At 64.0% G+C, this 12,299-nt stretch carries 12 protein-coding genes; 10 read left to right on the top strand and 2 right to left on the bottom strand.

Going from position 1 to position 12,299, the window contains the following annotated elements; genetic code table 11:
* Positions 1-909: sigma 54-interacting transcriptional regulator (locus CKO43_RS23910; protein WP_200380215.1), on the top strand; the 909-nt coding region annotated here is incomplete at its 5' end.
* Positions 910-1,026: 117 nt separating this feature from the next.
* Positions 1,027-1,491 (top strand): hypothetical protein, encoded by a 465-nt coding sequence (locus CKO43_RS23905; RefSeq protein WP_200380214.1) that lies wholly within the window; start codon positions 1,027-1,029, stop codon positions 1,489-1,491.
* Between the two features lie 131 nt (positions 1,492-1,622).
* Here CKO43_RS23905 and serC read toward each other — a convergent pair whose 3' ends face one another.
* Positions 1,623-2,705, bottom strand: a complete 1,083-nt coding sequence (gene serC, locus CKO43_RS23900) for a 3-phosphoserine/phosphohydroxythreonine transaminase (protein WP_200380213.1) — start codon at positions 2,703-2,705, stop codon at positions 1,623-1,625.
* 262 nt (positions 2,706-2,967) lie between these two features.
* On the opposite strand from serC, the gene CKO43_RS23895 reads away from it, so the two are divergent.
* Complete coding sequence (locus CKO43_RS23895) at positions 2,968-3,411, top strand: universal stress protein (protein ID WP_200232365.1); 444 nt, start codon at positions 2,968-2,970, stop codon at positions 3,409-3,411.
* A 56-nt stretch (positions 3,412-3,467) separates the two neighbouring features.
* On the opposite strand, the gene CKO43_RS23890 is transcribed toward CKO43_RS23895, so the two are convergent.
* The gene (locus CKO43_RS23890; protein WP_200380212.1) at positions 3,468-4,547 is read right to left on the bottom strand and encodes an integron integrase; all 1,080 of its coding nucleotides are present in this window, start codon (positions 4,545-4,547) and stop codon (positions 3,468-3,470) included.
* Between the two features lie 814 nt (positions 4,548-5,361).
* Between CKO43_RS23890 and CKO43_RS26475 the strand changes: the two genes are divergently transcribed.
* From CKO43_RS26475 to CKO43_RS23855, 7 genes are all read left to right on the top strand, one after another.
* Entirely contained in the window at positions 5,362-5,649 is a 288-nt protein-coding gene (locus tag CKO43_RS26475; RefSeq protein ID WP_200232046.1) for an immunity 53 family protein, read from the top strand.
* 1,405 nt (positions 5,650-7,054) lie between these two features.
* A complete protein-coding gene (locus tag CKO43_RS23880) occupies positions 7,055-7,447 on the top strand; it encodes a hypothetical protein (protein WP_200232045.1) in 393 nt (130 codons plus the stop codon).
* Positions 7,448-8,115: 668 nt separating this feature from the next.
* Positions 8,116-8,433: a hypothetical protein gene (locus CKO43_RS23875; protein WP_200380211.1), complete on the top strand. Its 318-nt coding sequence runs from the start codon at positions 8,116-8,118 to the stop codon at positions 8,431-8,433.
* Between the two features lie 1,183 nt (positions 8,434-9,616).
* A complete protein-coding gene (locus tag CKO43_RS23870; RefSeq protein ID WP_200380210.1) occupies positions 9,617-9,829 on the top strand; it encodes a hypothetical protein in 213 nt (70 codons plus the stop codon).
* Positions 9,830-10,131: 302 nt separating this feature from the next.
* Positions 10,132-10,506: a DUF2255 family protein gene (locus CKO43_RS23865; protein WP_200232047.1), complete on the top strand. Its 375-nt coding sequence runs from the start codon at positions 10,132-10,134 to the stop codon at positions 10,504-10,506.
* Between the two features lie 737 nt (positions 10,507-11,243).
* Entirely contained in the window at positions 11,244-11,696 is a 453-nt protein-coding gene (locus CKO43_RS23860; protein WP_200380209.1) for a hypothetical protein, read from the top strand.
* Between the two features lie 127 nt (positions 11,697-11,823).
* Entirely contained in the window at positions 11,824-12,072 is a 249-nt protein-coding gene (locus CKO43_RS23855) for a hypothetical protein (RefSeq protein WP_200380208.1), read from the top strand.
* Positions 12,073-12,299: the final 227 nt, after the last annotated feature.

The raw sequence follows: 12,299 nt of genomic DNA, 5'->3' as shown, positions 1-12,299 counted from the left end.
CCCGCGGCAGCGCCGGCCGCACCCGGCGTCGTCGTCGACGACCCGGCGGTGGCCGCAGCCTTCGGCCTGGTCGAAGCCGCGGTGCGGCTGAAGGCGACGATCCTGATCCAGGGCGAGACCGGCAGCGGCAAGGAGCTGCTGGCGCGCCATGCGCATGCTGCCAGCGGCCGGCGCGGCCCTTTCGTCGCGGTGAACTGCGGCGCCTTGCCCGACGGGCTGGTCGAGGCCGAACTCTTCGGCCACGTCGGCGGCGCCTACACCGGCGCGCGCCGCGAAGGCAGCGTCGGCCTGATCGCCAGCGCCGACGGCGGCACGCTGCTGCTCGACGAGATCGGCGAGCTGCCGCTGGCGCAGCAGGCGGCGCTGCTGCGCTTCCTGGACGACGCGCTGGTGCGCCCGGTGGGTGGCACCACGAGCCGGCGTGTCGACGTGCAGCTGCTCGCCGCCACGCATGTGGCGCTGGACGAGGCGGTGGCGGCGCGGCGTTTCCGCGCCGACCTGCTGTACCGGCTGGACACGGTGCGGGTGGAACTGCCGCCGCTGCGCCGGCGCGCCGACTTCGCCGCCGCGGTGCGCAGCGTGCTCGCTGCGCTGGACGGCGCCTCGCGCATCGACGACGCCGCCATCGACTGGCTGGCGCGCCACGAGTGGCCGGGCAACTTCCGCGAGCTGCGCTCGCTGCTGACACGCGCGCTGCTGCGCCGCGGCGGCGGGCGCCTGGGCCTGGCCGACGTGCAGCCGCTGCTGCCGCCGCCGGCGCCGGCCGCGGCCTCGGCGCTGCAGCAGGAAGCGCGCGACCTCGTGCGCCGGGCCTTCGAGCGCAGCGGCAACGTCAGCCGCACCGCGCGTGAACTCGGGATCTCGCGCACCACCGTCTACCGTCACCTGCGTGCGCCGCTGGGGCGTTGACGGCGGCCGCGGCTACCGCTTGTTGCAAGCTGGTCACCTTTCTTGACGTCGGGCGAACGCGGGGTAAAGGCGGGCTGCAATCGTTCCGGTCGTCGAAAGCACAACGGAGAACACACGATGAAACTCGACCCTGTCCTGCCGCTGGCCGCCGCGCTCGTGTTCGCGACGCTGGCCGGCACCGCGTCCGCGCGTGAACGTGCGGTGCAGCGCGACGTCGTGCGCGAGCGCGGCCACGTGCAGTCCACCGTCACCGGCGCCGACGGCCGCACACTGACGCGCGAGACCACGCGTGCCGACGGCGACAAGACCAGCACCGTGACCGGCCCGAACGGCCAGACCGTCAGCCGCGAGGTCGACCGCACGGGCAACGACAAGTCCGTCACCGTGACCGGCGCCGACGGCAAGACCGCGACGCGGGACGTCACGCGCGAAAACGGCGACAAGACCAGCACCGTGACCGGCCCCGACGGCAAGACCGCCTCGCGCGCGGTCGACCGCAGCGCCGACGGCCGCACGATCACCGTGACCGGCGCCGACGGCAAGACGTCGACCCGCACCGCGCCGCGGCGCCAGCGGCCCTGAACGAGCGCCCGCGCCTGCGGCAGGCGTGCAACGCCTTCCGGCGTTGCATGTCCGGCCTCAGCCCGATCGCGTGAAATCGCGCCCGGGCCTTCGGCAGGCGTGCAACGCCTTCCGGCGTTGCATGTCCGGCCTCAGCCGTGCGCCGCTTCGAATTCCTTCATGTAGGCGACCAGCGCCTGCACGCCTTCGATCGGCATCGCGTTGTAGATCGACGCGCGCATGCCGCCGACGATGCGGTGGCCCTTCAGTTGCACCAGCCCGCGTTCGTCGGCGCCCTTCAGGAAGGCGGCGTCGAGCGCGCTGTCGTGCAGGCGGAACGGCACGTTCATCCACGAGCGGCAGTCGCGCTCGATCGGGCTGGCGTAGAAGCCGGTGCTGTCGAGGAAGTCGTAGAGCAGCGCGGCCTTGGTGCGGTTGTGTTCGGCCATCGCCGTCAGCCCGCCGCGCGCCTTGATCCAGTTGAACACCAGACCGGCGATGTAGATCGCGTAGGTGGGCGGGGTGTTGTACATCGAGCCGTGTTCGGCCACGACCTGGTAGTCGAAGGCGGTCGGCGTGCAGGGCATCGCACCGCCGAGCAGGTCTTCGCGCACGATGATGATCGTCAGCCCGGCCGGGCCGATGTTCTTTTGCGCGCCGGCGTAGATCAGGCCGAAGCGCGAGACGTCGATCGGCCGCGACAGGATGTCGCTGGACATGTCGACCACCAGCGGCACTTCGCCGACCTCGGGGAAGGCGTGGTACTGCACGCCGCCGATGGTCTCGTTGGAGCAGATGTGCACGTAGGCGGCGTCGGGGTCGAGCTGCCAGCTCGAACGCGCCGGGATCGCCACCGAGCCGCCTTCGGCGTTGCTGGCGACGACGTTGACGCGGCCGTAGCGGCGCGCCTCGGCCATCGAGCGCCGGCTCCATTCGCCGGTGTCGACGTAGTCGGCGCTGGCGTGGCCGCGCAGCATGTTCATCGGCACGATCGCGTTCTCGGCGATCGCGCCGCCCTGCATGAACAGCAGCTTGTAGTTCGCCGGCACCGCCAGCAGCTCGCGCAGCAGCGTCTCGGCTTCCTCGGCGATGGCCGTGAAGTGTTTGCCGCGATGGCTCATCTCCATCACCGACATGCCCGAGCCGTGCCAGTCCAGCATCTCGTCGGCTGCCTGGCGCAGCACCGGTTCGGGCAGGGCGGCGGGGCCGGCGCTGAAGTTGTAGACGCGGCGCATCGGGCGGATCTCCTGGCAGTGGCTCGAAGCCGGGATTATCCCGGCCCCGGCCCGGCCCCGGTGTGATCTGCGGCGCAGGGCCGGCGTTCAGCCGCGGTGACGGCGGAGTGTCGAACGCGTGCCGGGCCGCGCGCTGGCCCACACCCCGTGTTCGCGGTGGGCGCGGGCACGGGTTTTGGCTTGAGATTGGTCAATATGCGACGGCTCCGCGGTCCTAGACTCGATCACGAGCCCCGGCCTCGGGGCACACAGAGGAAGCCAGATGTTTCAGCACCTGCTCGTGCCGGTCGACGGCACCGAACTCTCCGAAAAGGCCGCGCAGACCGCGATCGATCTGGCGCAGAAGCTGGGCGCGGCGATGACCGCGTTCGTCGCCGAGCCGATGCCGCCGCTGCCCAACATGGGCAGCAGCCCGTCGGTCTACAAGCGCGACGCTGACGCCCACATGTCGCGCACCGAGCAGCACGCGCGCCAGGTGCTGGCACGCATCGGCGAGCGTGCCGAGGCGCAGGGCGTCAAGTACCAGGGCAAGTTCCTGCGTACCGACGGTGTCGACGAAGCCATCATCGCCGCCGCCGTCGAGTTCGACTGCGACCTGATCGTGATGGCCACGCACGGCCGCGGCGTCTTCGGGGAGCTGCTCTTCGGCTCGCACACGAAGAACGTGCTGTCGCGCTGCAAGCTGCCGGTGCTGGTGCTGCACTGAGCCTGGGGGGCGGGGCCGCGAGGCCTCGCGCGCCGGGCGCGGGACCGGGGGCGATGTCACGCCCGAGGGCTGATGCCCCCCGGAGCCGCATCCCCGGCCAGCCGGTCGAGCGGGCTGCGCACCGCGAAGCCGCCCAGCCGCAGCACGTGGGTGTAGATCATCGTCGTCGAGACGTCGGCGTGGCCCAGCAACTCCTGCACCGTGCGGATGTCGCTGCCGGACTGCAGCAGGTGGGTCGCGAAGCTGTGGCGCAGCGTGTGCGGCGTGGCCGGCTTGGCGATGCCGGCGGCGCGCAGCGCGCGGCCGAAGGCGCGCTGGAAGGTGCCCGGGTAGAGGTGGTGGCGCCGCACGACGCCGCTGCGCGGGTCCACCGAATGGCTGGCCTGCGGGAAGACCCAGAACCAGGCCCAGCTGGAGCCGGCGCGCTGGTACTTGCGTTCAAGCGCGTCGGGCAGCGCCACGCCGGCGCGTCCGGCCGCCGCATCCCCGGCCCAGACCGCATGCACGGAACGCAGCTGCCCGCGCAGCGGCGTCTCCAGCGTCGCCGGCAACATCACGACCCGGTCCTTGCCGCCCTTGCCGGCGCGCACGACGATCGCGCGCTGGGCGAAGTCGATGTCCTTGACGCGCAACTGCAGCGCCTCGGTGATGCGCAGGCCGGTGCCGTACAGCAGCTCGGCCAGCAGGCGGTGGGTGCCGTCCAGCCGGCCGAGCACGGCGGCCACCTCGTCGGGAGCCAGCACCACCGGCAGGCGGCGCTTGGGCACCGGGCGGCCGATCTCGTTCATCCAGGGCAGCGACTGGCCCAGCACCTTGCCGTAGAGGAACAGCAGCGCGGACAGCGCCTGACGGTGACTGGAGACCGACAGGCCGCGGTCGGCGGCCAGGTGGCACAGGAAGGCCGCGACCTCGGGCCCGGCCATCGTCGCCGGGTGCCGCAGGCCGTGGAAGCGGATGAAGGCCTTGGTCCAGTGCACATAGGCCTGCTCGGTGCGCAGGCTGTAATGGCAGGTGCGCAGGGCGTCGCGCAGCTGATCCAGCAGGCGGCGAGGCGGTCCCGGTGCAGTGCCGACCGACGTGGTCGCTGGCGCTTCGGGTGCAGCGACTGATGCAGGACAAGCATTCGGCGGCGGCATCTGGCCTCCCTTGGCAAGCTGGCGCACGCCACGCAGAATGACCTGTAACCGACGCCGCTTTCGTCGTCACTTTTACGCCGCTGCCGGGCTCGGTCAACAGGGAGAAAAGTGTGATCCGACAAGCACTTGAGGTGCCCCGGCCGGGGGCTGTTACGCAGGCGTGGGGTGTGATAAGCGGCGTTTGGGCGCCGTCTACAACACGTTCATCCTGCAATTCCGCTATTTCGCAAAACCCGCCAATATAGCGCGTAATGCCCCAGTTCATGAAGCCCGAAAAATCTGCTAGCTTGCGCTGCGATGTGGGGGCGGCCACACAAGTGAACTTGAGCGGACGCCCCCACATCGCAGCGTGAACGTAACGCAGATGATCCGAGTTCCTCGACCAGCGCCTCGCATAAGTTCGCCGCATGTGCGGCCCGCGAAATTACAGGATGAACTGGTCGTCCGATCGGAAATCGCGCTTCGCGCGATTCCGATCAACTCCAAACGTTAAGGCTCACTGATGGTTCTCCTTGCGCTTACTCCTGTCGGTCTCGTGGAAGCAATGCGAGTGCGCGGAGACACTGCGGATGCAGTGTGGTGTGGCTCCGACGCCATTTCGGATGCCGACTATGCCGCCCTCGAAGACGTCAACGTGTCTCGGTTCATCTACCCACTACAGGGGGAGCCAGGCGATGTGCTGGCCGGAGCGATCCACACGATTGAGGAACACCATCCAGGCGAAACCGTGTGGGTTGAGCGATGCGCGTGAGCCTTAACCTGTCATTGGAGCGGACCGCCTTCGGCGTCCGCTCACTTTCACGTTAGCCGTCAGATGCAAGAACTCGCGCATATTCAAAGTTGGTACGCATCGCAATGCGATGGCGACTGGGAGCACTCATATGGCTTGCGGATCGAGACGCTAGACAACCCGGGCTGGCACGTCACGATTGACCTCCACGACACAGAACTAGCGGCACGAAGCTTTTCGCCAGTCGAGCGTCGCGCTGGGGAGTTTGACTGGGTGCTCTGCAAGGTTGAGGCGGGGCAGTTCGTTGGAGCGGGAGGTGCCGGAAATCTCGCGGATCTCCTCGCAGTGTTTCTGTCTTGGGCGGAGGCCTGATGGCTAACGCTGCTTTGCAGCGGACCTGCGCCAGCTGCGCTGGCTGGTCCGCTGAAATTGAACGTTAGGTGCCAAAGGCGATGACACCAGCTCTCTGTACGTCAATCGCGGCGCGGCTCTTCCCGTACCGCTGGTGGTCTTTTGCATGCTCTGTGTTCGCGGTCTGCGCCTATGTTCTCGTTCTTGCGTTCACCCCTTCGGTCCCCTTTGCGGCGGTGGGTGGCTCCGTTCTCGGGCCGTTGGTCACTGTTTCGTGGGCGCTACTCTGTGTGTGCGTGTGGTTTCACCCAGCGCGCGGCAATCTCCAGGCGAGTAGCCGGCTTGTTGGTCGTCTTCCGAGGTCGTTGCAGGCTGCGGTCCGGTGGTACGCGGCGTTGTTTCTTTCGCTATTCGTGTTTGCCGGTGCCGTGGCTTGGCCCATCTTCTCTGCAGCTTGGCTCATGCTGTGATGGCACCGAACCCCTCCTTCAAGCGGACGCCTGACGGCGCCGCCGCTTAAGTCAAACGTTATGCAACGGCTAATTTCAGGGCTAGTTCGATTCAGTGCGGCGGGTCGCCGGCAGCGGCGGCGCCTGACAGCGGCCAGGCTCTTGCAGGGTACGCGGGCATCGGCGCGCCGGCCCGCGGGGCGCGGCCGAGCCAGGTGCGCTGCCGTAACGGCCGCGGGCCGGTGGGGGCGCTGGAACATGGGTAAGCATCGGCCGCGGAGTAACGACCAACGCCGCCGCCCTTGCTGCGTGCGGGCCTTGCGGGTGTCGCGGTGCTTTCCTCCGCGCACAACCACCGCGGCTCCGTCGTTGGGGCTTTGCATAACAAGCCGTTCAACCGGGCTGCCTGCGGCAGCCGGTTATCGGCAACGTTGAACCTCATGAAAGATACCGTCGCAGGCCACGTTCACGCCTTTGCACCTCGTGAGTGGCCATTCGACGACCCTAGTAACGTCGTCGCATTCACGAACCATCGAGTTATGCGCGAGGGGCATCCAGTCCTGCTGGTGAGCCACGATCAAGATGGCGATTGGCAGTTTCTCTGCGGCAGTGAGGACCTCGGTGAATGTCTAGTCGTTTGTCTGGGGTGCGCCTTCGAACGAGACCGGACAGTAGGGCTGGTCGGAGATCTTCCGATCGGCTGGCGCGCATGGCGCGATTCGGTGGAGGATTGCTGGCATCGAGAGCCATGCGAGGCCGAGTCGACATGAGGTTCAACCTTTCGCTGCAGCGGACGGCTTCGCCGCCCGCTGAGCTTTGACGTTAGAGCGCAACAAATGCTATCGCGCACTGCAATCCTGACTCTAGCCCTGCTGTCGACGGGCGCGCAAGCACAGTCGCCTTCGGATCCGCCCTGTCAGTATTCAGCTACCCAGCCCATCTCCTTCGCCTCGCCCACATCCAAAGATCGCCTCACCGTGAACATCGGTCCGGGTGCGTGTCATTCGGCGATGCTGTCCTTTGTTGTCGTCTCTGCAAAAGGAAAGACGCTGTATAGGTACGTCGCACCATTCAAGAAGCACACCGCGACGCAGTGGGATGAGCCAAGTCTTCCGGAAGAGGCGCGCCAGTTCGTCAAAGACGTCGCATCGCAGGCGCTTGTGCGACAGGATCAACGCCCGAAGGCCGAATCACAAGACGAGGCAGAGGAAGGTGAGCTCGCACTGGCAGTGCCGAAAGCTGTCCTCAACCGGCTTGTCTCAAGCGGTCAGCCCATGCTCTATCACCCAACGTACTACGAGGGTGGGCAGTACGTTATGTTTGACCCCGTTACTCGCACCGCTCGAGTTGTAGCGGTGTGGGGTGTGTAGGAGTCGCATGAATGCGCTCTAGCTGGTCATTCCAGCGGACGCCAGACGGCGCCGCTGAATTCAGACGTTAGGCCTCAGACAGCCCGCCATCACATGTCCTGCATACTCCGAGTATCCGGCTCTACGCTAGACGTAGACGCGCTACTCATACATCCTTCGCTATCCATTCAGCGCTATTGGCGAAAGGGGCAAACCTATGTGATTGACCCCAAGCGTCACCACACAGATTCCGGCATTCAAGTCGTGGCAAGCGATGCCGAAATCACAGAACTAACGCTACAGGTAGCACAGGCCACCAACTTTCTTAGAGAGAACGGCGCAGCGATTGCCGTCCTCACAAGGACACCCGGCGTAGAGTCGGCAGAACTGTACTTCGGAGTCGCGCTACTCGAAGGCAATGTAGCAGTGATGTTCGAAGCACCTCGAGAGCTCGTAAGCCTCGCTGCTACTGCAGGTCTTGGCATCAACGTGTCAACCTACCTCACGAGCGCTGATGACGAAGCTGAGGCCTAACCCCTCGGTCGACCGGAGCACCAACGGCAGGCCACCAAGCCCGGCCCGGTGGTACGCGGTACATTTTCACCCGCCCGGGCTTGGCGCCCTGCCGTTGTCGGCCGGTTACCTCGAACGTTAGGTTCTCGCATCACCAATCAGCAAAGGAGCAAAACATGAAAGAGCAGCTTGCTTCGCTCGAAGGTGAGCAAATCCTGAAGGAGCTTGAGCGAAAACGAATAGCCGAAGAAACCATCGCTCAGCCTCTCCAAAAGATGTATGCACCTCAAGCGCTGATTACTGCCGCTGCAGTAGCCTTGGGGTCATTTGCGGTTTCAGATCTCTCTTCCAAATATGCAGGCGGCCTCATCATTGGCTTGCTAGCTGGCGTCGCTGGCCTACTCTTCGAGACGTGGTTAGTCAGGCGAAGGTTAGAAGCGGCAATCGAATTGCTGAAAATCCATTCACGTCAAATTAGTCGGGAGCGGCCGTGAAAACGAACCTAACCCGTCGTTCAACGGGACGGCCTCCGGCAGCCCGTTAACTCCAACGTTAAGGCTCACTGATGGTTTTCCTTGCGCTTACTCCTGTCGGTCTCGTGGAAGCAATGCGAGTGCGCGGAGACACTGCGGATGCAGTGTGGTGTGGCTCCGACGCCATTTCGGATGCCGACTATGCCGCCCTCGAAGACGTCAACGTGTCTCGGTTCATCTACCCACTACAGGGGGAGCCAGGCGATGTGCTGGCCGGAGCGATCCACACGATTGAGGAACACCATCCAGGCGAAACCGTGTGGGTTGAGCGATGCGCGTGAGCCTTAACCTGTCATTGGAGCGGACCGCCTTCGGCGTCCGCTCACTTTCACGTTGGGCATCATGACCTACGTCGGTCCACGGCCACTGTCGCCTGCTGAACTCGCGGTACTGAAAACAGTACTTGCTGTGGCGCCGACACCTCACACGCCGGCACTGCATGAGCTTCCCCTTGAAANCGGCCCGAAACTATCGTTCCTTGGGAGCGTGGGCGCGAAGTCACTGAGGCCGAGCAATGATGCCCAACTAATCATTGCAGCGGGCCTGCGCCAGCTGCGCTGGCTGGTCCGCTGAATTCAAACGTTATGGCACACCAGATGGGAGCGCGTTCAAATCGTATGGCCGGCCAGCTTGGCCGTTTTTCCCAGCAATACAGTCGCAAGGCGCAGCGCAACACCGAACCGAACGACCGAAAGTACTCACGCGAAGTCGAAGCGGAAATGAAGCGTCTGCCACCGGATGTTCTCTCTGAGCTTCTGTCTGGTGAGTCCGAAGACCTAGTTCCCTCAGCGGTACACAAGAAGCCCCGGGCGGTTGATCCTTTCTCCAAGTACAGAAAGCGTAGCCCATGAGCCTCCGCTCCTTCACTCAAATTCAGGGACGATTTTCAACCGTACCTCCGCCATTGCAGCTCGTGGTCCGGGGCAGAGCACCAACCCGGTGTTCCGCCTCGCGCCGGCTTCCAGGTCGAGCGTGCAGCGCCGCGGCCGTGTGCCCTAACCCCTCCGTCAAGGGGACCTGCCTGCGGCAGGCTCCTTACGTCGAACGTTAGGCGTCACACAAACCACTCCAGCCCGCGATGGATTACCTTTCTTTCGGAAATTTGATCATCTTCTGCTCTTTCCTAGTTGGAGCATGGCTAGGCGTGAAAGTCTGGAGCTCCAAGGATCCGGCATTCTTCAAGATCGTTTTGACTGCACTACTCTTTTTGCCTGTGGTCGGACCGCTTGTGGTCTTCTGGATCTGCAATTTCCCTGACAGACTTCATCCCGATGTGCAGGCTCGCTATCCAAAGCAAGTCAACCACTATGGCCGGTGGAAGACCGAAAGCCAGAAGTCGAAAGACAAGAACCATTGAGCACGGTAAATTTGCCACTGTCAGCTTGGGCACCCGACCGTAGAGAATCAGCGTGGTTATAAGGCTCTCGATTCGATTTAGTCGGTCAGACCATGTATGGAGCACGAATACAGTGACGCCTAACCATTCGCTCAACCGGACCCATTGCGGCATGCGGCTAAAGGCCCGCCATTTCATTCTGGGCCTTTAGCCACATACCGCAACGGTCCGGTTAGCTCAAACGTTAGGCAGCACCAAAACCAAAACCCGTCTTCGCCCATCCGCGACCAACTTGTCACAGTTCACATTGCCATCACCATCTCATGTTTCATACCGATTTCGTCGCCACCGTTAATCGGGCCGGTCTCGTAGGCGTGAGCGCCGGCAAGGACCGCGCAACTCCGCTTGAGATCTGGGTCGTTGCCGTAGGCAATCGCCTATTTGCCCGCTCCTGGGGCCTGTCGGAGAGAAGTTGGTATTCCACTTTTCTCAGCGGCGCACATGGGTTCCTGGAATGCGAAGGTCAGCGAGTCCAGGTCAGCGGGCGAGAGCCGCTGGACCTTCAAACCATCTCTCCGCTCATCGACGCGGAGTACCTTCGGAAGTACGACCGAGGTGAAAACTCAAAATATGCTCGCGGCATCCTTGGCCAGCAGCATATACAGCGCACCCTTGAGTTCATTCCCTTGGTCGGGTAACCGTCGCACGCTGGCACGGCCGCCAGTGCTGCCTAACCCCTCGCTCAACCGGAGCGCCAACGGCAGGCCACCAGGCCCTGTCTGGTGGTACGCGGTACATTTTCACCAGTCCGGGCCTGGCGTCCTCCCGTCGTCGCCCGGTTAGCTCGAACGTTAGGCCGCACACCGTGAGTCACAGCGCTTCGCTCATCGCAGTTGCATCCATCGCGCTGGTGGGATGTGGCCAGAAGTTACCTCCACCGGCGGTTGCGGACCCACTGATTGGATGTTGGCGTGGGCAGGACTACCAGCCCGTACTGAAGACTCGAACCGAGTGGTTCATGGATCGGAGGGCAGATGGGACGTTTGTCATTGAGTTCACGCCCATTCCGAACGATTCCGGAAGCAGGCCGCAGACTGAGGACGGAATCTGGACGCACTCCAATGGAGCCTACAAGACCATCACACTGCGGGTGAATGGAAAGCCCGTCAACACTGGGGACGAGCACTATTCAGATGTGTACGAAGTAGTGTCTTTGGATGGTGGGGTCCTCAAGTACCACCACAAGAGAATGAACGTGACCTTCCAGTCCGAGAAGGTGTCCTGTGGCAGAAGTGTGGCCTAACCCCTCGCTCGAGAGCGGACTATCCACGGCAGGCCGTCTTGCCCGCGCCATGCGCCGCGGGCATGATGCACGGCGCGGGCAAGCCGTCCTGCCGCGGCCAGCCACTCAGCTCGAACGTTAGGCCGCACCACAATGCCTCGTCGCACGCTTCTGCAGTTCCTTCTGGCACTCACCGCCGGTTGCCTCCTGCTCTGGCTAGCCATCTTCATCGTCGGTGTGCTCGCCGCACTTCCAACACCAAGCGTACTTCGGCCCCTGGTTCAAGGCAGGAATTGGCTCGCAGTCACACTGCATTCGGTGCTGCTGGTTCACATCCCCATGGCGTTCATCGCGGGAAGTTTTGCGCTGGCCGTCTTTCGGCTCCTTCGAACTCGTGGCCTTCCACCAGTCGTTGGGTTAACAGCTCCTTGGCTTCTCTACTGCCTCTTCGAAGCCTTCAACTTCTACCAAGAGGCGCAGTTCCCTTCCTCACAGAAGCTGGCTCTCCTGCTTGCCTGGTACACGTGGTTTGGTCGGCTCTCGGTTCCGCTGGGCATTTGGGCAGCAAGCAAACTTCCCGTCGCACGCGCTGCCAGTGCGGCCTAACCCTTCGGTGAAAGGGACCGTCAACGGCATGCCACCAGGCCCGAGCTGCGGCGCGGTACATTCTCCGCAGCCCGGGCCTGGCGCCACGCCGTCGTCGGCCCCTTACCTCAAACGTTAAGGCTCACTGATGGTTTTCCTTGCGCTTACTCCTGTCGGTCTCGTGGAAGCATTGCGAGTGCGCGGAGACAGTGCGGATGCAGTGTGGTGTGGCTCCGACGTCATCTCGCAAGCCGACTATGCCGCCCTCGAAGACGTCAACGTGTCTCGGTTAATCTACCCACTACAGGGGGAGCCGGGCGATGTGCTGGCCGGAGCGATCGACACGATTGAGGAACACCATCCAGGCGAAACCGTGTGGGTTGAGCGATGCGCGTGAGCCTTAACCTGTCATTGGAGCGGACCGCCTTCGGCGTCCGCTCACTTTCACGTTGAACCTCATGAAAGATACCGTCGCAGGCCACGTTCACGCCTTTGCGCCTCGTGAGTGGCCATTCGACGACCCTAGTAACGTCGTCGCATTCACGAACCATCGAGTTATGCGCGAGGGGCATCCAGTCCTGCTGGTGAGCCACGATCAAGATGGCGATTGGCAGTTTCTCTGCG

The organism is Rubrivivax gelatinosus (assembly GCF_016583785.1).
GTDB classification, from domain to species: domain Bacteria; phylum Pseudomonadota; class Gammaproteobacteria; order Burkholderiales; family Burkholderiaceae_C; genus Rubrivivax; species Rubrivivax gelatinosus_B.
Note: the sequence above shows the minus strand (reverse complement) of the source record. Positions and strands in the feature narration are given on the sequence as shown.

Bases quoted from the DNA above. Each gene is read 5' to 3' on its own strand.
- CKO43_RS23905 (WP_200380214.1), top strand. From the start codon at position 1,027: ATGAAACTCGACCCTGTCCTGCCGCTGGCCGCCGCGCTCGTGTTCGCG.
- serC (WP_200380213.1), bottom strand. From the start codon at position 2,705: ATGCGCCGCGTCTACAACTTCAGCGCCGGCCCCGCCGCCCTGCCCGAA.
- CKO43_RS23895 (WP_200232365.1), top strand. From the start codon at position 2,968: ATGTTTCAGCACCTGCTCGTGCCGGTCGACGGCACCGAACTCTCCGAA.
- CKO43_RS23890 (WP_200380212.1), bottom strand. From the start codon at position 4,547: ATGCCGCCGCCGAATGCTTGTCCTGCATCAGTCGCTGCACCCGAAGCG.
- CKO43_RS26475 (WP_200232046.1), top strand. From the start codon at position 5,362: ATGCAAGAACTCGCGCATATTCAAAGTTGGTACGCATCGCAATGCGAT.
- CKO43_RS23875 (WP_200380211.1), top strand. From the start codon at position 8,116: ATGAAAGAGCAGCTTGCTTCGCTCGAAGGTGAGCAAATCCTGAAGGAG.
- CKO43_RS23865 (WP_200232047.1), top strand. From the start codon at position 10,132: ATGTTTCATACCGATTTCGTCGCCACCGTTAATCGGGCCGGTCTCGTA.
- CKO43_RS23860 (WP_200380209.1), top strand. From the start codon at position 11,244: ATGCCTCGTCGCACGCTTCTGCAGTTCCTTCTGGCACTCACCGCCGGT.
- CKO43_RS23855 (WP_200380208.1), top strand. From the start codon at position 11,824: ATGGTTTTCCTTGCGCTTACTCCTGTCGGTCTCGTGGAAGCATTGCGA.